The organism is Pseudomonas sp. UTLPPB19802 (assembly GCF_059730225.1).
In genome coordinates, this window is sequence record NZ_AP048545.1 from 1,002,641 (window position 1) to 1,023,274 (window position 20,634).

The 20,634-nt window shown below is 60.2% G+C and carries 19 protein-coding genes; 4 read left to right on the top strand and 15 right to left on the bottom strand.

The features are described from left to right. Positions 1-117: 117 nt before the first annotated feature. Genes AC6I6U_RS04480 through AC6I6U_RS04490 form a run of 3 tightly spaced genes read right to left on the bottom strand, consistent with a single transcriptional unit; the run spans position 118 to position 2,317 of the window. Entirely contained in the window at positions 118-903 is a 786-nt protein-coding gene (locus tag AC6I6U_RS04480; RefSeq protein ID WP_497880845.1) for a fimbrial biogenesis chaperone, read from the bottom strand. A gap of 19 nt (positions 904-922) precedes the next feature. Continuing rightward, complete coding sequence (locus AC6I6U_RS04485) at positions 923-1,693, bottom strand: fimbria/pilus periplasmic chaperone (RefSeq protein ID WP_497880846.1); 771 nt, start codon at positions 1,691-1,693, stop codon at positions 923-925. A 60-nt stretch (positions 1,694-1,753) separates the two neighbouring features. Continuing rightward, positions 1,754-2,317: a fimbrial protein gene (locus tag AC6I6U_RS04490; protein ID WP_497880847.1), complete on the bottom strand. Its 564-nt coding sequence runs from the start codon at positions 2,315-2,317 to the stop codon at positions 1,754-1,756. A 299-nt stretch (positions 2,318-2,616) separates the two neighbouring features. Between AC6I6U_RS04490 and AC6I6U_RS04495 the strand changes: the two genes are divergently transcribed. Next, positions 2,617-3,285 carry a response regulator gene (locus AC6I6U_RS04495; protein ID WP_497882982.1) on the top strand — a complete coding sequence of 223 codons (669 nt, stop codon included), beginning with the start codon at positions 2,617-2,619 and terminating at the stop codon, positions 3,283-3,285. Positions 3,286-3,308: 23 nt separating this feature from the next. On the opposite strand, the gene AC6I6U_RS04500 is transcribed toward AC6I6U_RS04495, so the two are convergent. Both AC6I6U_RS04500 and rep read right to left on the bottom strand, forming a co-directional pair. Next, positions 3,309-3,878: a xanthine phosphoribosyltransferase gene (locus AC6I6U_RS04500; protein ID WP_497880848.1), complete on the bottom strand. Its 570-nt coding sequence runs from the start codon at positions 3,876-3,878 to the stop codon at positions 3,309-3,311. A gap of 95 nt (positions 3,879-3,973) precedes the next feature. Beyond that, positions 3,974-5,983 (bottom strand): DNA helicase Rep, encoded by a 2,010-nt coding sequence (gene rep, locus AC6I6U_RS04505; RefSeq protein WP_497880849.1) that lies wholly within the window; start codon positions 5,981-5,983, stop codon positions 3,974-3,976. 267 nt (positions 5,984-6,250) lie between these two features. Between rep and AC6I6U_RS04510 the strand changes: the two genes are divergently transcribed. Beyond that, positions 6,251-7,921, top strand: coding sequence for a putative bifunctional diguanylate cyclase/phosphodiesterase (locus tag AC6I6U_RS04510; protein WP_497880850.1), 1,671 nt, complete (start codon positions 6,251-6,253; stop codon positions 7,919-7,921). Between the two features lie 63 nt (positions 7,922-7,984). Here AC6I6U_RS04510 and AC6I6U_RS04515 read toward each other — a convergent pair whose 3' ends face one another. Next, entirely contained in the window at positions 7,985-9,385 is a 1,401-nt protein-coding gene (locus AC6I6U_RS04515; RefSeq protein WP_497880851.1) for a NorM family multidrug efflux MATE transporter, read from the bottom strand. Between the two features lie 159 nt (positions 9,386-9,544). On the opposite strand from AC6I6U_RS04515, the gene AC6I6U_RS04520 reads away from it, so the two are divergent. Further along, complete coding sequence (locus tag AC6I6U_RS04520; RefSeq protein ID WP_497880852.1) at positions 9,545-10,465, top strand: LysR substrate-binding domain-containing protein; 921 nt, start codon at positions 9,545-9,547, stop codon at positions 10,463-10,465. Positions 10,466-10,649: 184 nt separating this feature from the next. Beyond that, on the top strand, positions 10,650-12,626 hold the full coding sequence (locus AC6I6U_RS04525) for a methyl-accepting chemotaxis protein (protein ID WP_497880853.1): 1,977 nt from the start codon (positions 10,650-10,652) through the stop codon (positions 12,624-12,626). 156 nt (positions 12,627-12,782) lie between these two features. Here the strand turns inward: AC6I6U_RS04525 and AC6I6U_RS04530 are convergent, their stop codons facing one another. From AC6I6U_RS04530 to AC6I6U_RS04570, 9 genes are all read right to left on the bottom strand, one after another. Further along, positions 12,783-14,276, bottom strand: coding sequence for a YifB family Mg chelatase-like AAA ATPase (locus AC6I6U_RS04530; RefSeq protein ID WP_497880854.1), 1,494 nt, complete (start codon positions 14,274-14,276; stop codon positions 12,783-12,785). Between the two features lie 343 nt (positions 14,277-14,619). Next, positions 14,620-14,856, bottom strand: a complete 237-nt coding sequence (locus tag AC6I6U_RS04535) for a YjaZ family protein (protein WP_497880855.1) — start codon at positions 14,854-14,856, stop codon at positions 14,620-14,622. Further along, entirely contained in the window at positions 14,822-15,283 is a 462-nt protein-coding gene (locus tag AC6I6U_RS04540; protein WP_497880856.1) for a BRO-N domain-containing protein, read from the bottom strand. Before AC6I6U_RS04540 ends, AC6I6U_RS04535 begins: the two co-directional genes overlap by 35 nt. A gap of 387 nt (positions 15,284-15,670) precedes the next feature. After that, the gene (locus tag AC6I6U_RS04545; RefSeq protein ID WP_497880857.1) at positions 15,671-16,273 is read right to left on the bottom strand and encodes a hypothetical protein; all 603 of its coding nucleotides are present in this window, start codon (positions 16,271-16,273) and stop codon (positions 15,671-15,673) included. A 282-nt stretch (positions 16,274-16,555) separates the two neighbouring features. After that, positions 16,556-17,113, bottom strand: coding sequence for a DUF6037 family protein (locus AC6I6U_RS04550; protein WP_497880858.1), 558 nt, complete (start codon positions 17,111-17,113; stop codon positions 16,556-16,558). Positions 17,114-17,168: 55 nt separating this feature from the next. Beyond that, on the bottom strand, positions 17,169-17,510 hold the full coding sequence (locus AC6I6U_RS04555) for a ubiquitination-like system serine protease family protein (protein WP_419737262.1): 342 nt from the start codon (positions 17,508-17,510) through the stop codon (positions 17,169-17,171). Next, a complete protein-coding gene (locus AC6I6U_RS04560; protein WP_497880859.1) occupies positions 17,510-18,886 on the bottom strand; it encodes a ThiF family adenylyltransferase in 1,377 nt (458 codons plus the stop codon). The genes AC6I6U_RS04555 and AC6I6U_RS04560 overlap by 1 nt, the downstream gene beginning before the upstream one ends. Continuing rightward, on the bottom strand, positions 18,883-19,971 hold the full coding sequence (locus AC6I6U_RS04565) for a multiubiquitin domain-containing protein (RefSeq protein ID WP_497880860.1): 1,089 nt from the start codon (positions 19,969-19,971) through the stop codon (positions 18,883-18,885). The genes AC6I6U_RS04560 and AC6I6U_RS04565 overlap by 4 nt, the downstream gene beginning before the upstream one ends. 190 nt (positions 19,972-20,161) lie before the next feature. Then, positions 20,162-20,563 carry a YegP family protein gene (locus AC6I6U_RS04570; protein ID WP_497882983.1) on the bottom strand — a complete coding sequence of 134 codons (402 nt, stop codon included), beginning with the start codon at positions 20,561-20,563 and terminating at the stop codon, positions 20,162-20,164. Between the last annotated feature and the right edge of the window lie 71 nt (positions 20,564-20,634).

Consider the following 20,634-nt stretch of genomic DNA (forward strand, 5'->3'; position numbering starts at 1 on the left):
AACCTTGTGTGCTGCCGGATTCGGGCAAGCCGGGCCCGACCGTCACGCGAACGCGGACAGGGCGGGAGTCTCTTTGCGGGCTGGCGTTCCAGGCGCGCCAGGTGTTGGTTCAACGGGTCATGGGCTGACCTGGGTCTTGTGCGTGTGCCGCGCGCCGTAGTCGTCGATGGTCTGGAATTCGACCCAGGCGTCACCCTTGGGCGCCGCCTTCAGGCTGGGCAGGGGAAAGCGGTTGTCGGTCTTGGGGTTGACCATGTTCTGTGCCCCGGTCTGGCCGATGGGCTTGGCGTGGTGCTGGCCTGCCGCGACCAGCTCCACCGCGTCGAAATTCAGGTGGTAGGGCGTCGGGTTATGGACCTCCAGGGCTTGCCCGTGCTCGCTGGGTACCAGGCTCCAGCGCAGCTTTTGTGCCGCCTGCGAAGGCTGGTAGGGCAAGTCGTCCGGGCGGAAGAACACCTTGATGCGCGTACGGAAGGCGAGCTGCAACTGGTTGCTCTCAGGGGCGTCCTGGGCCTTGGGCGGGACTTCCAGCATGTTGAGCCAGAACAGGCTTTCCTTGTCCTTGGGCAGCGGTTCGCCGGTGTAGGCCAGCCGTACCACCTGTTGCCGGCCCGGTTCCATGCGGAAGATCGGCGGCGTGGCAAGGAAGGGCACATGTGCTTTTTCCGGCAGTACACCCTCGTCGCCGGTGTCCAGCCAGACCTGCACCAGGGCCGGTTTCTGGTTCTTGTTTTCGAAGCGTATCGTCACTTCCTTCTGGTTCGCCGGGTAGACCACCCGGGTACCGGTGATGATGACGCTGGCCTGCGTCATGAAGCTGCTGCCCAGTGCCACGGCCGCCAGCATGGACAAGCCGATGAAACGAGCGAACGTGAGGGTACATGGCAATTTGCGGGTGTTCATGAGCGATGATCGGTCCGGTTCAAGAGGGGATATCGGCGCTGTGGCGCACGCGCGCGCCAAAGTCGCTGATGGCGGTGAACTCGACTTTCAGGGCGCCACCGGGCGGAGTGCGCAGGGCCGGCAGCGGGAAGCGCTTGATATCGCCGGATGGCAGCAGCAGGCTGTCGTTGACCTCCTTGTTCGGAGCCTTCGGATAACGCTCGTCGCGCCCCTTGCCCACCAGTTCGACCGAGCCCAGCGAGACGTGGTACGGCGTCGGGTTGACCACCTCCAATGCATGGCCGCCCTCGTGGCGCACCAGTTTCCAGCTCAGCTTGGGGGCCGCCGCACCTTTGGGGTAGGGCAGCCCCTGCGGGCGGAAGAACACCCGCAGCCGGGAGCGAAACGACAGCTCCAGCAGGTTCCTGTCCGTGGCGCCGGCCAGGGTCGGCTGCACTTCCAGTACGTTCAGCCAGAACAGGCTTTCACGGTCGGTGGGTAGCGGTGCGCCGGTGTAGCGCAGGCGTGGGGCCTGCTGTTTTTTCGGTTCGATGCGCAGGATCGGCGGGATTGCGGTGAAGGGCGCCTGCGCGGTCGCGGGTGTTGCCCGTTTGTCACCGTCGTCGAGCCAGAGCTGGATCAGGGCGGGTCGCTCGCCCTTGTTCTCCAGCCGAACCACGACCTCCTGTTGGTCGGCCGGATAGATGACGCGGGCGCCATGGATGACCACGGCGGCAAACGAGGACGTAGCGTGCAGCGATGCCGCCAGGAGGACGCAGGCGGCCATGCTCGAACGAGCCAGGTTGTTCATTAGCGAAGCTCTCGTGTTGAAGGCTGGACCCGCGCCCGGCGCGGGTCCGCTGGGCGACGCTTAGTCGGCGTACTCGACCATGAAGCCGACACGAGTCTTGACCATGCCTTCGCCAGCGGCCGCAGTGGCGTAGTACTGGGCAGCCAGGGGAATGATCGCCTGGTTGTCGGCGATGACCACGCCTTCGGATTTTTCGGTGTAGACGTGGATCGGCGTGCCGTCGCGCTTGGTCACTTCGATCTGGACGTTGGTCGCGGCGTCCGCGGTGTCGTCGATGTTCAGGCGGCCGGTGGCGACATCGATCGCCGGGCTGGTCGGGTCGAATGCGACCATGGCGGTACGGCCGTTGGTGCAAGCCGACTCACCTGGCGCGCCGACGCGAATCGAGAAACCGGTGAGGTTGCGGCGATCACCGGCGTTGGTCAGCAGCGAGGCGGGCACGCCGCCCAGGTCGACGTCCTTGACCACGGTACCGCCACCCGGCGCTTCGCCTTCGATGGTGCAGGTCACGTCGGACACCAGGCCGTTGAAGTTGATGATCCCGTCATTGGCGGCAGCAGCCGGCAGGGAGATAAACGCGGCCAGGGCGAGGGAGACTGCGGCAGAAACTTGCGAGATTTTCATGGAATTACCTTGAATGGTTTCAGTTGGTTGCTCTTCCAACAGCCCTCTGGGAGGAGGGTGCTAGCCTGTCGGATGAAGGGCTACTCTCGCGCAGCGGGCGTCACTGGAACATCGAGATAACTCGAAACACGGCAGTTTCGAGATTTCTCGAAAGGCTTTCCGTTTGCGCTCTGGGCGCTGGGTGCTATAAGCCTGAAAGTTCTGTAGGTATTCGCCGCGCCTCTGACCTGCTGGCTCGGCTCTTTTCTCGGGAGGTCTAAACAAAGATGACTAGTGCAATCCCTGGTTCCTACACAGTCATGTTGCTGGACGACCATGAGCTGATAAGGGTGGGCACGTCCCTGTGGCTGTCGAAGGAGCCCGACCTCGAAGTGGTGGGCTCCTTTTCCACGGGCAAGGAACTGCTCGCCGCCCTGGCCATCAGGCAGCCGGATATCCTGGTGATCGATTTCATGCTGGGCCCGACGGAGATCGACGGGATCAACCTGATCCGCGCGCTGCGCGTGCGTTATCCCGACTGCCGGCCGCTGGTGCTCTCGGCCCACTACACCCCGGCGACCGTGTCGATGGCGCTACGGGCTGGCAGTTGGGGCTTCTTTGGCAAGAGCCAACGCCTGGACGGGCTGGCGGCCGCGATTCGCACCGTGGCACGCGGCAAGATCTACCTGCACCCGATCATGGCCCGGGAGGTGGCAGCGGTGACGGAAACGGAAGTGTATGAGGCGGCGAGCGCCAACGAGCCGACACATGCGTGTGCCCATGACATTCTGTCGCCGAGGGAGCGGGAAGTGCTGCGTTGTTTCCTCGATGGCATGTCGGTGAACGGCATTGCGGAAAAATTCTCGCGCAGCGCCAACACCATCAGCACGCAGAAACAGTCGGCCTATCGCAAGCTGGGGATCAAGACCGACAGCGAACTGTTCAAGTTGTCCAGTTCGCTACGGGATCCGAACGCCGTGGGCTTCTGATGCAGGGCCCACGGTCGTCGTTATCAGAGGAACGTCACCACGCCACCGGCGAGGGATTTGACCCGGGCCAGCGATTCCACGCGATAGCCCTGGGCGTCCAGTTCGGCGCGGCCGCCCTGGAACGATTTCTCGATGACGATACCCAGCCCGGCGACAGTCGCGCCGGCCTGCTTGATGATCGAGATCAGCGCCTGGGACGCCTTGCCGTTGGCCAGGAAGTCATCGATGACCAGTACCCGGTCGCTGCTGGTCAGGTGGCGTGGGGAAATCGCCACGGTGTTCTCGACCTGCTTGGTGAACGAGTAGACGGTCGCCGACAGCAGGTTTTCGGTGAGGGTCAGGGACTGGTGCTTGCGCGCGAAAATCACCGGAACGCCCAGGTTCAGGCCGGTCATGACCGCCGGCGCGATGCCCGAGGCTTCGATGGTGACGATCTTGGTGATGCCCGAGTCGGCGAACAGCCGGGCGAATTCGTCACCGATCTGCTTCATCAGCAGCGGGTCGATCTGGTGGTTGAGGAAGGCGTCGACCTTCAGAACCTGATCGGAAAGCACGATGCCTTCTTCGCGAATTTTCTTGTGCAGTGCTTCCACGTAACGTCCTCGAATAGCGCTTTCTGGCGCTGAAAAATAATGGTGTTTATATCTCGCCGCTCCCACAGGGGGTGCGGGTTTGAAAATAGGCAATTCTAGCGCTTTAGCATCGCTCGTATATCCGCCAGCGCCGAGTTGCCACGCACGGCCTTTACCTCGGTCGGCGTGTCATCGTTGCCTTCCCAGGCCAGGTCGTCCGGTGGCAGCTCGTCAAGGAAGCGGCTCGGTGCACAGTCGATGACCTCACCGTACTGCTTGCGCTTGGCCGCGAAGGTGAAGGCCAGGGTCTGGCGGGCGCGGGTGATGCCGACATACGCCAGGCGCCGCTCTTCCTCGATGGTGTCGGCCTCGATGCTGGAACGGTGGGGGAGAATCTCCTCCTCCATGCCCATGATGAACACATAGGGGAACTCCAGCCCCTTGGACGCGTGCAGGGTCATCATCTGCACACCTTCGGCGCCGTCTTCCTCTTCCTGCTGGCGTTCGAGCATGTCGCGCAGGACCAGCTTGCCGATGGCGTCCTCGACGGTCATGTCGCCGTCTTCGTCTTTTTCCAGGGTGTTCTTCAGCGCCTCGATCAGGAACCAGACGTTGCTCATCCGGTAGTCGGCGGCCTTGTCGCTGGAACTGTTGGTGCGCAGCCAGTTCTCGTAGTCGATGTCCATGACCATGCTGCGCAGCGCCGAGATCGGGTCTTCGCCGGCGCACTGTTCGCGAACCCGGTCCATGAAGCGCTTGAAGCGCGACAGGCGATCGGTGAAGCGGCTGTCGAGGTGTTCGCCCAGGCCGATCTCGTCGGTGGCGGCGTACATCGATATCTTGCGCTCGGTGGCGTAGTTGCCGAGTTTTTCCAGGGTGGTCGAACCGATCTCGCGACGCGGCACGTTGATCACCCGCAGGAAGGCGTTGTCGTCATCGGGGTTCACGATCAGGCGGAAGTAGGCCATCAGGTCCTTCACTTCCTGGCGCCCGAAAAAGCTGTTGCCGCCCGACAGTCGATAGGGAACCTGATGATGCTGCAGCTTCAGCTCGATCAGCTTGGCCTGGTAGTTGCCCCGGTAGAGGATGGCGAAATCGCTGTAGGGACGATTGGTGCGCAGGTGCAGGGTGAGGATTTCCATGGCCACCCGCTCGGCCTCGGCGTCCTCGTTGCGGCAGCGGATCACGCGGATCTCGTCGCCGTGGCCCATTTCACTCCACAACTGCTTCTCGAACTCGTGGGGGTTGTTCGAGATCAGCACGTTGGCGCAGCGCAGGATACGGCTGGTGGAGCGGTAGTTCTGCTCCAGCATGACCACCTTCAGGGATGGGTAGTCTTCCTTGAGCAGCATCAGGTTTTCCGGCCGCGCGCCGCGCCAGGCGTAGATCGACTGGTCGTCGTCGCCGACCACGGTGAACTGGTTGCGCTTGCCGATCAGCATCTTCACCAGCAGGTACTGGCTGGCGTTGGTGTCCTGATACTCGTCCACCAGCAGGTAGCGCACGCGGTTCTGCCACTTTTCGAGGATGTCGGCGTTGTCTTCGAACAGCTTCACCGGCAGCAGGATCAGGTCGTCGAAGTCCACCGCGTTGAATGCCTTGAGCGTGCGCTGGTAGTGGGTGTAGACGATGGCCGCGGTCTGTTCCTTGGGATTGCGCGCGTTTTCCAGGGCCTGGGCCGGCAGGATCAGATCATTCTTCCAGCTGCCGATCATGTTCTTGATCTCGTCGACGCCGTCGTCGCCCGAGTATTCCTTCTGCATGATGTCGGTCATCAGGGCCTTGACGTCGGTCTCGTCGAAGATCGAGAAGCCCGGCTTGTAGCCCAGCCGCACATGTTCCTTGCGGATGATGTTCAGGCCCAGGTTGTGGAACGTCGACACCGTCAGGCCGCGACCTTCACCTGCGCGCAGCAGGGTACCGACCCGCTCCTTCATCTCGCGCGCGGCCTTGTTGGTAAAGGTCATGGCGACGATGTACTGGGCGCGGATGCCGCAATTCTGGATCAGGTGCGCGATCTTGCGGGTGATCACGCTGGTCTTGCCGGAGCCTGCACCGGCGAGCACCAAAAGCGGGCCGCCGACGTAGTTCACGGCTTCTTGCTGCCGGGGATTGAGTCGGGACATGACGAAGTAAGAGGTCTGTTACGAAAAAAGGGCGGGCATTTTAACAGGCTGGACGGATTCTGCCGCGACTCTCCGACATTGTGACGCAATATGCGATCTAAATTTGCCGGTTTTGTTACTTTCCAGCAGGATGCGCGACGGATTTCAGGCTATTGTTGAACCTTGTGCGGTGCACGGTAGCGTTTGAGAAACATTCGCATTGTAATCGCTGTATGGCGAGTCATAATGCCTTTCGCCAATGTTCTTTGCAGAGTCTAGGGAGCTAGCTTGTCTACGCCTGTCGAACCCTTGCGTTTGCTGCTGCTGGCCGAAGATCCAGCCTGGGCGGCGTTGTTGCGCGAGTGTCTCGCTCCGCTGGGAGGCACGGCCATGCTGGTCAGTGCGACTTCGTGGGAGTTGGTCCGCGGCCTCTTCGATAATGAGCGCTCGGCGATCTTGTTGAGTGTGCCGTCATTGCAGCCGGCGCCGGGGCGTTGCAGCCTGCCGACCGTGTTGCTGCTCGACGACGAACCCGATGTCGCGCCGCTCGGCGCCAGCGACTGGCTGGTGCGCGACACCCTGGACACTGCGACCCTGCGCCGCTGCCTGCGCCATGTGCGCGAGCGCGGCGTACTGGAAAATACCCTGCAACGCCTGGCCGAGCAGGATCCACTGACCGGCATCGCCAACCGCCAGGGTTTCCAGACCCTGCTCACCGCGCGCCTGGCCGAGAACGAGGGGCGTGGCCTGGCCCTCGGTCATCTCGACCTGGACAATTTTCGTCATGCCAACGATGCGCTTGGCCACCAGGCCGGCGACCGGCTGATCCTGCAGGTGGTGGCGCGGCTCAAGAGCCAGCTCGAGGCCGGCGACCAGTTGGCCCGTCTGGGCAGCGACGAGTTCGCCCTGCTGATCGACACGCGCCGGGCGCCGCAGCGCGCCGAGTGGATGGCCGAGCGGATCGTCGAGGTCATGGCCGAACCCTACTGGGTCGATGGCGAAAGCCTCCTGATCGGCTGCAGCCTGGGCATCGCCCACGCCCGTGCCAATGCCGGCGCCGACCCGCTGATGTGGCATGCGCACATTGCCATGCAGCAGGCCAAGAGCACCCAGGGCTGCACCTTCAATATCTTCAACGAACGCATCAACCGCAATGCCCGCAGCCTCGCCGACCTTGAAAGCGAACTGCGCCGGGCGTTGCGTCGCGACGAGCTGGAGCTGCACTACCAGCCGCGCCTGGACCTGGGCAGCGGGCAGATCGTCGGTCTCGAAGCCCTGGTGCGCTGGCGCCACGGCGAGCGCGGGCTGCTGCCGCCGAGCGAGTTCGTGCCGCTGGCCGAGCAGAGCGGGCTGATCGTGCCGCTGGGCTACTGGGTGATTTCCCGTGCCCTGCGCGATATGCAGGATCTGCGCGGACGCGGGCTGGGACCATTGCACATGGCGGTCAACCTGTCGTTCCGGCAGTTCCAGGACAGCCAACTGCTGTCGACCCTGAGCCGGCTGATTGCCGAGCGGGGCGTCGAGGCGCAGTGGCTGGAATTCGAACTCACCGAGACGGCGGTGATGCGCCGCAGCGATCTGGTCAAGCAGACCATGGATGCCCTGGGGCGCCTGGGCGTGCGTTTTTCCCTGGACGACTTCGGCACCGGCTTCTCGTCGTTCGTGCACCTCAACAGCCTGCCAATCGCCTTGCTCAAGGTGGACAAGAGCTTCGTCGGTGGCATGGAGCAGCGGGAGGAGAATCGCAAGCTGGTCCACGCCATGATCAACCTGGCCCATAACCTCAACCTGGAAGTGGTGGCCGAGGGGGTCGAGACGCCGGAGCAACTGGCCTTGCTGCATGGTTTTGGCTGCGACCAGGTGCAAGGCTACCTGATCAGCAAGCCGCTGCCGCTGGAGGAGCTGGCCCGGTACCTGGTGACCAGCGCCGGCCAGCCTGAGGTTCAGGCCGTCTGCTGATGTGGAGTGGTGAACACAGGGTTTGTGTTCACCACCATCGGCATCTCCCACAAAATCCCCCCCTTACGGAGCTGGGTTCATGGCTGCCTGAACCGATGCCCTCTCTTGTTTTTTCCCCAGCATCCGCTTCATCCGCCATTCGAACGCCAGGGTCAGCCCGGTGGCTGCACAGGCCAGTCCCAACGCCAGTCCCCACCACACGCCGGTTGGTCCCCAGCCAAGATTGAACGCCAGCAGCCAGGCCGACGGTGCACCAATCAGCCAGTAGCAGCCCAATCCGACCAGGAAGGTGGTCTTGGCATCCTTGAGCCCACGAATCGCGCCCATGGCGATGGTCTGGGTGCCATCGAACAGCTCGAACCATGCAGCCACCGCCAGCAGGCTGACCGCCAGTTCGATGACCGGGTGGAACGCCGGGTCGTTGTGATCCAGGAACAGCCCGATCAACTGGTTCGGCGCCAACCAGAACAGCATGGCGAAGGCCAGCATGGTCGCCGCGCCAAAGGCGATACCGACCCGTCCGGCCCGCCGCGCATCCAGCAGTTGCCCAGCACCGTAGTGCTGGCCGATCCGCAGGGTGATGGCGTAGGAGATCCCCGCCGGAATCATGAACGCCACCGAAACGATCTGCAGGGCGATCTGGTGTGCCGCCAATTGCGTGCTGCCCATGGTGCCCATGCACAAGGCGGCGAAGGCGAACAGCCCGACTTCCACCGCATAGGTGCCACCAATCGGCAGGCCCAGCCGCCACAGTTCGCGCAGGTACTGCCAGTTCGGCCGCGACAGCCCCCGCAGCAGCGGATAGCCGCGATACGCTACATGCCGACGGATATGCCAGGCCAGGGCCAGCGCCATGCAGTTGGCGACGATGGCCGTGACCAGGCCGATCCCCGTCAGGCCCAGGTGCGGCAGGCCGAACATGCCGGTGATCAGTGCATAGTTGAGCAGGAAGTTGGCCACGGTCCCGCACAGGCTGATCACCATTACCGGCGTGGCCCGCCCCAGCGCACTGGTGAAACCGCGCAGGGCCATGAAGCTCAGGTAGCCGGGCAGGGCGAACGGCAGCAGCAGCAGGAACTGGCCGGCGGCCTGCACGTTATTGGGTGTCTGGCCGAACAGCAGCAGGAGTGGCTTGAGGTTCCACAACAGCAGCCCGGCAACCAGCGCCATGGCCCAGGCCAGCCACAGCCCGGCCTGGGCCAGGCGAGCAACGCCCTCGACATCGCCGGCACCGTGACGAATCGCCACCAGGGTACCGACCGCAGCGATCACCCCGAGGCAGAAGATCGACACGAACGAATAGCTCGCCGCGCCCAGGCCACCGCCGGCCAAGGCCTCGGGGCTGAGCCGGGCCATCATCAGGGTGTCGGTCAGCACCATGAGCATGTGTGCCAACTGCGAGGCAATCAACGGCCCTGACAGCCGCAGGATGGCCCACAGTTCGGTACGTGCTGGATGCTGCATGATCATCGGACTCACAGAGTGACAGGAGGGTTGAAGGATTGATTCTCGGCGCTTGCAAGGGTTTGCACAAAGGGATAAAAACGATTGCTCGCATGATAAATACTCATGCATGGCAGTTCTGCCAGCTGGCTGCTCCCTCCCGCCCTCGATAGGTCATGAATGTCTCGTCGCCTGCCCCCACTCTATGCCTTGCGCGCTTTCGAAGCGGCGGCGCGCTACAGCTCGTTTACCCGGGCGGCGCAAGAGCTGTCGATCACCCAGAGCGCGGTCAGCCGGCACATCCGCACCCTGGAGGAGCACTTTGCCTGCCGGTTGTTCCAGCGCAACGGCCGCAACCTGCAACTGACGGAAGCCGCGCGGCTGCTGTTGCCGGGCATCCGTGAAGGCTTCGGTGCGCTGGAGCGGGCCTGCGACACCCTGCGTGGCGAAGATGACATCCTGCGCATGAAGGCGCCGTCGACCCTGACCATGCGCTGGCTGCTGGCCCGTATCAGCCGCTTCCGGCACCTGCAGAAGGGCAACGAGGTGCAACTGACCAGCGCCTGGATGGATGTCGATAATGTCGACTTCAACCAGGAACCGTTCGACTGCGCGGTGCTGCTCGGCAACGGCCATTTCCCGCCGGATTGGGAGTCCAGCTACCTGTTCTCCGAATGGCTGATTCCGGTCGGGGCGCCGACCCTGCTCAACGACCAGCCCTGGGATATCGAGCGACTGGCCGCCACCGAGTTGCTGCACCCGACACCGGACCGCCGCGACTGGCGCAACTGGCTGGAACGCATGGGCCTGTCCGAGCGCATCTCACTGAAGGGCGGTCAGGTGTTCGACACCCTCGAACTGGGGATGATTGCCGCGGCCCGCGGTTATGGCGTGTCCATGGGGGATCTCTTGATGGTCGCCGAAGACGTCGCCCAGGGACGCCTGAGCCTACCCTGGCCAACCGCCGTGGCCAGTGGCGAAAACTATTACATGGTGTGGCCGAAAACCCGCCCCGGCGGCGAGCGCCTGCGCCGCCTGAGCGACTTTCTGCAAGGCGAAGTCGCGGCCATGGAACTGCCCCAGGTCGAACGCCTGGGCTGAGCGCACAACCCTCCGGTCAGATTTCTGGCAAATATCCCTCCGATTTGCTCAAGTATCTGTAGGAGCAGCCGACTGTAGCGACATGGAACCTTCGTTCAGAAAGGCCTCTCACGACTCAATTCAAAAAAGAACCGGGTAGCGCCATGGGATAGGGATGATCCGGCTGCTTGGTCAGGAGCATTTCATGCCTCAATCCCGTGCCCGAATCGCCACGCAACTCGGCCTCGCGCTCTCCGTCATCCTCGCGGTGGTCATCAGTGGCAGTACCGTATTCGCCCTGCGCTCACTGGATTCGGCCAACCTCGATACCCGTGAAGAACACCTGGCCAGTGAGGCGCGACTGCTGGCCGACCAGTTGAATACCTTCCACAGCACCCTGCGCGAGAGTACCCAGCGCCTCAGCGGGCTGTTCGAGAAGCGCTTCAGCAACGGCCTGAGCGTGCGTGCGGATGCACCGGTCAGCGTGGCCGGGACCCAGGCGCCGGGACTGTATCTGCGCGACAACCTGCTCAACAACGACTTCAGTGAAGTCGACGAATTCAAGCAGATGACCGCCGGTGTCGCGACACTGTTCGTGCGTAGCGGCGACGATTTCATCCGCGTCAGCACCTCCCTGACCAAGCAGGACGGCAGCCGTGCCATCGGCACCCTGCTCGACCACCAGCATCCGGCCTACGCCAAGCTGATGGCGGGCCAGAGCTATGTCGGCCGCGCCTTGCTCTTCGACCGCTACTACATGACCCAGTACACCCCGGTGCGTGACAGCAGCGGCAAGGTGTTCGCGGTGCTGTTCGTCGGTTTCGACTACACCGACGCGCAGAAGGCGCAGTTCGACAACCTCAAGCGCTTCCGCATCGGCACCACCGGTTCGCTGGCGCTGCTCGACGAACAGAAACGCTGGCTGGTGCCGCCGGCTGGCGTGAAGGATGTCGAGCAGGCGATCCCGACCATTGTCGACCTGGCCAAGCAGCCAGGGCAGGGTCGTTTCTGGAGCGACAAGAGCGACGAGATCTACAGCGTCGCGGTGCCTTTCGCGGATGGCCCGTGGTCGGTGGTGGCGAGCATGCCCAAGGCCGAGATCAGCGAAGTGACCTGGAGCGTCGGCATTCGCCTGGTGCTGGGCAGTTTGCTGGCGATGCTGCTGGCGGTGGGTGCGGCGGTCTGGCTGTTGCGCAGCAAGCTGCGTCCTCTGGGTGACCTGGTGCGTCAGGCCCAGGCCCTTGGGGCGGGCGATCTGAGCGTACGCCTCAACGTGTCGAGCCACGACGAGATCGGCCAACTGGCCAGCAGCTTCAACCAGATGGGCCAGGCGCTGTCGACCATGGTCGAGCACATCCGCAAGGCGGCCCAGGAGGTCAACGGTCGTGCCCAGGCCCTGTCCGGCCTGTCGAGCGGGGCCTACGAGGGTATGGAACAGCAGTCCGGTGAAATCACCAGCATGGCCGGTGCGGTCGAGGAATTCAGCGCGACCTCGCTGAACATTGCCGACAACATGGGCAACACCGAGCGCCTGGCCCAGGAAAATGCCCAGCAGACCCGTATTGGCCGGACATCCATGGACGAAGCCTCATCCTCCCTGGAACAGATCGCCGCGGCGTTGAACAGCACGGCCACGGTCATCAACACCCTGGGTCAACGTTCCCAGGAGATTGGCGGCATCGTCGGCGTGATCACCTCGATTGCCGAACAGACCAACCTGCTGGCGCTCAACGCGGCCATCGAGGCGGCCCGTGCTGGCGAACAGGGCCGTGGTTTTGCCGTGGTCGCCGATGAAGTGCGTAGCCTGGCGGGCCGTACCCGCGAGGCGACGGACGAGATCTCCAGCATGATCCACAGTATCCAGCAGGAAACCGGCCATGCCATCCAGACCATGGAGCAGGGCAACGCGTTGATGCAGGAAGGCCTGTCGCGCAACGCCAACGTCGCCTCGGCATTGCAGCGCATCGATGAACAGAGCCGCTCGGCCGGCCAGCAATTCGCCGCCATCACCACCGCCACCCAGGAGCAGAGCAGCACCGCCACGCTGCTCAGCAGCAACCTGCAAAGCATCGCCCTGGCCAACAGTGAACAGCGTGAAGTGGTCTCCAACCTGGCGCAGACCGCACGCGAGCTGGAGATGCTGGCTGCGGAGTTGCGGCAGGAGGTTGATCGGTTCCGGTGAGGAGTCGCTGGTCTTCAGATTCATTCGGGGTAACCGAGCGTTGGCCGGTCGCTCCTACAGTGCACAGGATACATGTGCGACACTGCACTGTAGGAGCGTGGCTTGCCCGCGAATAGGCCCTCAACCTCAGCGCAGTACCAGCTTATCCTGGCCATATCAGGCGCTACTGGGCCGATACTGCAACGCCTCGGCCAGATGCTCACGGCTGATTCCCTCCATCTGTTCCAGATCCGCCAACGTCCTTGCTACCTTCAGCAACCGATGCGCTGCCCGCAGTGATAACGTCAAGCGCTCACAGGCTGTTTCCAGCCAGGTTTCGTCGGCTGTGGATAACTTGCAGTGCTGGCGCAAACCCTCCAGATCGAGAAAGGCATTGGCACAACCCTGGCGTTGTTGCTGGCACTGGCGAGCCTGCGCAACCAACTCGGCCGCCTTGGCCGTGGTGTTTCCCGGCTCCTTGACCGGGCTCAGCGCCGTGGCCTCGCGGGCCACGGTCAGGTGCAGGTCGATGCGGTCCAGCAACGGGCCGGACAGCTTGTTGCGATAACGCTGGATCTGCTCCGGTGTGCATCGACAACGACTAGTCGGGTCGCCAAGATATCCACAGGGGCACGGATTCATCGCCGCCACCAACTGGAACCGCGCGGGAAAACGTACCCGGTCGCGGGCGCGGGCAATCACGATATGGCCCGATTCCAATGGCTCGCGCAGTACCTCCAGCACCTTGCGATCAAACTCCGGCAGTTCATCGAGAAATAGCACGCCATGATGGGCGAGGGTGATCTCGCCAGGCCGTGGCCTTGATCCGCCACCCACCAGCGCCGGCCCGGAGGCGGAGTGGTGGGGTTGACGAAACGGACGCTGCGGCCAACGGGTCAAGGGCACATGACTGGCGACCGACTGGATCGCCGCCACTTCCAGGGCCTCATGTTCATCCAGCGGCGGCAACAGCCCTGGCAGCCGGCTGGCCAGCAGCGTCTTGCCGGTGCCGGGTGGGCCGCTGAACAAGAGGTTGTGCGCGCCGGCAGCGGCGATCAGCAAGGCGCGCTTGGCGGCGAGTTGGCCCTGCACTTCGCTCAGGTCCGGGTAGGGCTTGGCCTGATGTAGCAGGCCATTGGACTCGAAGGGCGCGATTGGCGCGTGGCCGTTGAGGTGGGCGACCAGCTGCAACAGATGATCGACGGCAATCACCGTCAGCCCGCAGGCCAACGAGGCTTCCTCGGCATTGGTCAGCGGCACCACCAGCGTTCGTCCGGCGGCACGGGCCGCCAGCGCTGCCGGCAACACTCCTTGTACCGGGCGAATGGCACCGGAGAGCGCCAGCTCGCCCAGGCACTCGATGTTGTCCAGCGCCAGCGCCGGTACCTGTACGCTGGCGGCGAGAATGCCCAGTGCGATGGCCAGGTCGAAGCGTCCGCCATCCTTGGGAAGGTCCGCCGGGGCCAGGTTCAGGGTGATGCGCCGGGCGGGAAACTCCAGGGCCGAATTGAGAATCGCACTGCGCACCCGGTCCTTGCTTTCCTTCACGGCGGTTTCCGGCAGACCGACCAGGGTCAGGCTCGGCAGGCCATTGGCGAGATGGGTTTCGACGGTGACGGCAGGGGCTTCCACACCGACCTGGGCGCGGCTGTGGACGATGGCCAGGGACATGTTTCTTCCTTGAACGTGGCGCGGGGTTTTTGCGGTTCTGGAAGGCTAGCCGAGTGGAGGAGGGGGCTGGGTGCCTTTGTGTGTCGAGACGATTCGCTGTCTATTGCGTGCTGTGGAAATCAGCCTTGATGAGGCCGGTGGGGAGAAGTGATTCAGGATGATGGAAAATGATCAGCGGCCCTTTAACTTCTCAACCAATAGTTGAATAATGGGCCCACTGAAAAGGTAGCGCCGACCGGTGAAAGCGTCCATCCACCTCGCAAGAGGTCCGCACCCTAGAGTGGGATAACCAAGAGATTCCGGATTTAAAGAAGGCCCTCGCATTTGCGGGGGCTTTTCTTTTTCAGCGTGGCACTTTGATCTCTTTCCCCTGAAACCGGTTCAGTAGGATGAAGTCGAACCTGATCGGCTTCGTGTACTTCAACGGATCGTAGCGCTCGTGTGCGCTGTTCACGAAAAGGTTCAGGTGAGCACCTTCGGCTCTCTTGGCCCTGCTGACGGTGAAGAAGACTGCGTAGTCGAATGTGCGCCCTTCATGGACGACCTCAACGGTCACGAACTCCTCTCGGCCAGTGTGCATGCACCTGCGTGTTCTCAAGGTGGCGATGATGTCGGGCAGTTGACATTTCGGGCCACTTCAGCAGGCTGAGGAAAGGGCGTTCGGCTGAGTCGGGTTGTGTGGCGTCCCTGAGTGTTGGCACCACTTCATGAGTCAGCCAACTACGCAGATCGCGGTATTCGGGGCAGTAGTGGTAAATGAGCAGTGCATAGACCCCAGACTCGCTGATCATGAGCGCATGCTCGACCAGGCCGTGGCTGAGTATCCACAGGCTTTGATGTTGGTCGGCATCAAGCTTGCGGAGCGCGCGTTCATCAAGGTGAAGCCCAAGCAATCGTCCAAGGTCCCGAGCGCTGAACCATGCCTGGTTCTCCAGCAGGAGCGCGTGGAGGTTGAGTTTGTTACGAGTGAAGACGTGAGGAACCAGGTGAGTTTCAGCGTTATTCATCGAGACAGCTCCTTTTGCTTGCAGGGCTGCCGAAAACCGTCGCCAAACGATTGGGTGGCAGCTGTACGCGGGTTGGCGAACCGGAGCAAAAGGAACCCGGCAGACCCGGAGGTCTCCCACGCACAGCCGCCATGACACGAATCGACGAGCATGAAAAAACGCCCGCTATCGGATGGTGGTGGGCGTCGTGCGCCTTATGCTTTCAGGGTCGCCAAACCCAGTGCCGAGGTGGTCGGCAGTTGTCAGGTTAGAGTGGTAATGGAGGGTTCGCAAGAGGGAGGAGGTGGCTAGATGTTTCGTAGGTACTGAGTTTGGAGAAAATAAATGCGTCCCCTTTTCGTCCCCTTTTCTAGTTGATGGAATTAGTTTAGTAGCTCGTTATTAGTCTTAATCTCCGCAGAATCTGAGCGCGGTTTGCTGATTGTGAAAAAGAAAATTGCGATACTTCTCATCTAGTGAGTGTGCTTCCGCCCATGAATATATTTCGTCATATTTTGCTTTCGCGGTGTTGTATTTTTTGAGAGCTTCTGCATCTCCACATGGTTTGGAGCTAAGACTAACGCCCAGAGCAGCGAACTCTGACATCAGAGATTGCAGTTTCATTTCAGCCGCTTGTCTCTCTGCTGACGCACCTAATTTTTGTTGTTCGCTATTCAGCCTGCCAACTAGTTCGAGATACGTGGCCTCCCGGCGCTTGAGGTCCTCTTCCGCAGCCGAATTTCTTTCTGCAAGCTGATCGGCGATCAACTCTCGCTTTTGTAACGCCGACTCTCGGCTGAAACGCGCCTGAAGCTCTTCGGATCTATATTTCTCGAACTGAATTTTATCTTCACTCAGTTTCAGCTGTGCCTGATTGATCTCACTCAGTTGTATTTGAATACCTCTATATTGGTCCCAAAGGTACACCACTGCACTAGCGTAACTCATAGACAAAAACAGCAGCACGGCGAAATGGCGCTTGGAGGCTAAATAAATGGTTTTCAGATTCAATCCATTGCCCTTCTCTTGGTTGTCTAATATTAATAGCTAGCGCTGATGCATAGGGGGTAAGAAGCTTGCTCGATATTATTTGCGGCGAATACTGTCGAGAAAACTCTGGAATTTAGAATGGTTTTCTGAGAGATTTTTTCGTTAAAATCTGCTTCCATTATGGGTGAGCTCCTCGAAAGATGCATTATTCCATGTCGAAATGTCTAGGGGAATTAGGCCGCTACACTGTTTTGGTCGCAAGAGAAACGTGAAGCTTACCTGCGTTCTTTTAGCTGGCGCTGTCTATCCCCATGACCTTCCAAGGTCAACCGCGTTCCATTTGGATGAAGCTCGGTTCTTGACGCTGAATGCGTACGCTTCTGCGCCCAACACTATGTGCGTTTTTTTCAGGTTTTCTTTCTGTGGACCCCGTTCTTTCCAGTAAATCCAGGTATCGAAAAACGGACGATCTCGTTCTTCCAGATCATGACGAAGGGTTAAGATTTGCGATGCTGTGGGTACGCTGTCTTTGGTGGCCTCAGGCGGCACCGCCGCGTCCAGGGATTGAATGAAGCGGGAGGTACTGAATCCTTGGGTCGAAATCTCATGAGTTTTCAGTACGCTCATGAGATTAGCGAAGTGGTTGCCGTCCAAGTAGGTCGAAAGTTGAAAGTCATCGGAGATAGCGAAGAGAAAAAATTTGGGGTTTGCACCCCTGGAAGTAAGTGAAAGCTCATAGTCTCCCCTCATGGAAAACAGGCAATCAAAGCTTGCTGCGCCATCTGTGAAAAGAAATTGCTGTATATCGATATCCTGAGCGCTCATGCTGTGAGCCAGTCGTGCCAATCCATTCATGCGCATAAAATTTACCTCTCGTTGTATAGGACCCAGCTGCTGTTGAGGGTGTAGCTACTGATCAGCACCAATGAATTCGGCCGTTCTTGAGCCAGAAGTGGGAGCGGCAACCGTTGTTAAGCCATACCGACGGGTGAAGCGATGGGTAACCGTCAGCATTGAGGCTGTAGTCCCACCTCGGCTTTGCTTCATCAATCACTAGAAGCTCAATCGTTCGGCCGCACCCGCATGGGCACTGGAGTCCAATACACCAATCCTCGTGTGCATCTTTCGCGAGAACGATCGCGCGTATTGGCATCTTGGAGGGGAGCGAGTCGCCCTCGACGACAATAATCCTCCGAGGAGGAAGCAGGTGCTCAAACCTGAAAATGAGCTTGCGGAATAGCTTTTTGAACCCGCTCATTACACGCCCCCCAGGGACGGGAGTCCCAACAATGGCTCCCGCGCTCCTTGAGCCAGCACAGGGTTCACACTTTTTGGCTGGACCGTTTCCGATTCGTATTCTTCGTAGCAGCTGGAAAGGGAAAACTTGCTACGCGCGTAGTTCTGGTTGGGGTCTTCACGGAACGGAAAGGCGCGAGCGATGAATTCATTCACGCACGCGCTGGCTGCTCGCATATTCAAAGTAATAACGGAGGGGGCTTCTTCTGGAAGGCCTGAGATATAGCCCTGTTTCACCTGTTCATTGTGAGCTTTGGGATCTGTGTTTCTCAGCTCTTCAGCTCCTAGCGAGTCTGCGGTGTAAACCTTGCGGTCAGAAAGCGTTGGTCCGCCTGGCCGAACATAGTCGATCCGCCCTTGTACATCATGGATCTGGCGAACGCCTTTACTGGATAGGCGTGTTGGGATGGTTACACCGACGTCGAACAATGGGATCAGGAAGCTTGATGCCATCAGGTCGCATATCAGCCTTCCCTGATGAGAGTCGACACAACAGAAGATGACATCGGCATCAGCCACGGCCACTACTGCCTCCCTGCTGAACACAGTCTTGTTGATTGCGTGGGCGATTTTCGAGCCGCGAATCTTTTCTATGGCTTCAGCGAAGACGTCGACTTTGGCGCGCGATTCCTGCGCATCCTTTAGTGTGGAGTTGAGGATACGGTTGAGGTTTTTGGGTTCTACCTGATCATGATCGATCAGAATCAGGTTACCGAATCCTAGGCGAGTAAGCTGCTCAGCAACAATCGAGCCGGTTCCTGAGACGCCAATCACGGCTGCGGTGAGTCGGCTTAGGGTGGCAGTCATGTCAGAGGTGAAGGCCAGAGCTTTTTGCTGCTCATGGGAGTGGGGGAGCCAGTAATGGATGTCATGGCCTGGCACAGTCACCATGGTGATGTCCTCAGGAACTCTGCCTTTCTGGTAGAACCGAGCCCGCATTGCACCATTGGGTGTCATGATGGCCGAGCCGTGTACTGCCTCCACTCCTTGAAACAGGGAGACCATGGTGTCCGAGTCACTATCATCATCGACACGAGAGAACTGGAACAATCCCCCAGGGTGAGAATGCACGAGAATGATCGAGTGCGATTGGGGAAGCGCTTCATCAATCGCTTTTTCGAGGTAGGCTCCTGGCCAGGTGATGGCGTGTGGTTGCCTGATCGCGCACTCCTCATAAGGCACCAAGATCAGTTCCTTCGAAAGGAGCTTGAGAACAGAGCCAGGTGTGCGGGTACAGATAAGAATAGCTGCGGCCTCTTTACCGTCCCCCGGGTACAGGTGTTCCCGGAGGGAGGTATAGATCTCGGCCGTCAGTACGAGGCGAGATCCGTTTTTCACAGGCCAACCTCTTTGTAAAGGCAACCATCGGCCATGGCCAGCTGGGTCATTACGTTATCGGTCGTTGGGTTCCAGGAGCGATGGCGAGACCAGCGTTGGAATGGGACCCCGTCGACTTCCACCGTAGCCTCCGTCTGTGGAATCACTGCGCCGCCGACCAACTGGACAGCCGGGTATAGATAGAACATGTCCATGGCGCTGTTGGGATAGGCCAATGGGATGTTCAGCGCCAGTTGAACAACCTGCTCGGAGTAGCCAGGCGGTAGTTGGTAGTTGTGGATCAACAACCACCGGCCTCCGCTGGTCAGCCGGGTTTCCCAGTGATGACCGATGGCATCCAGATGCTGTTCGTCGCGCTCGAGCAGTTTGAACTCGCGGCGAATTGGCAGGGTTGCCTCACCATTGCTCACATCTTTTTGCGTCAGACGCAGTTTTTCGATCCCATCTGGGCGCAGATCGATTTCATCGTTGATGGTCAGCTCACGCTTGGGGTGATCACGGACAATCAGGAAAATCTGCCAGTCCCGGTTGGGGTCCAGGCTAGCGGCCGAGATGGCCTCACGTACCGAAACGATGGGCTTCGGAAATTCGTACACTTCCCCTTGAATATTGAGCTTCCAGACGGCCTTGCGGGTGATGAAGCGCTCAATCCCGGCAGCATCCAGGTTGATGAATGTGGTGTCTTCGACTTCCAGATCTGCCTCGTCCTCCCGCTCCAGTAGCAGGCGCTGGCCAGGGCCAACTTCGGCGAGCTTACGGACGGTATGGCCAGAGATCTGCTTACACGGCCAGTCTAGGCGAAGGCCGTCAACGGTCAGTAGGTACTTGCGATCAGACTCGATCACGATGAAGCGGTTTACTCCATCATGCAGCGTAACCGACTCCTCTGGCCGGATATCTTCTTGAGCGCCAGAATCCAGAAGCTGCAGCACGATCGGCAACTGGTCGGGCTTGAAATGAGCTGCCGCCGCAATTTGGGCCCCAGTTGGTGTGCGGTCATCAAGGCGGATCTGGCGGAACTCCAGATCATCTCCTGCCACTTCTACGGTGAAGTTGAGTGGCTGGCACGATTGTTCAGTATGCATTGGTAAATCTCCAAGTATTTTCCGCACACAGGCGGCTATTAGCTTCCTGGATGGAAGCCAGACTTAGCCGTAGGGGAGGAGAGTCCCAATCAGTTCTTGACTGGTGCGGAACACGCGGAGATACTCTTGATTCGTCTAGAGGCATCTCGACTCAAACTTCGCGCAATTGGCGTTGCGTTAGGTTTCTCGCCTACGTTGTATGGTCCTTCTCTAAGGGCACTATCTGTTTCTTCATTACCTCCTTTCTGCTGTCTTTGATTTGAGCCGATGACGCGTATCGCTTCACAGTGCTGATGATTTTTTCCCTTTCCTCAGCAGAAGCGCATCCCAGCCCCTGACTGATGGCCCTATTGTTCGAAGCCCTCAGGTGAAATGTGAAGCCTGTGGAGTCGTCCGATCTGCTGTAGAATCTGTCGTAAGGCGAGTGCTCTCGGCATGACTCGACGCCTTTGATGCAGCTAGCGAAGGTCCTATGGGCTTCGCTTTGCAATATCACCAGATTCTGTGCTGTCACAAACTGGTAGAACCAATTTTCTCCCTCTGATCTGTGAACCTCGAACCTCGCTTTCATCTCTGAACTCCTCGTGTCCATGATCTCGTTCAATGATTCTGTTTATCGCGAGCCAAAAAAATGGAGGCATGCGCAAAGCATACCCCCATTTC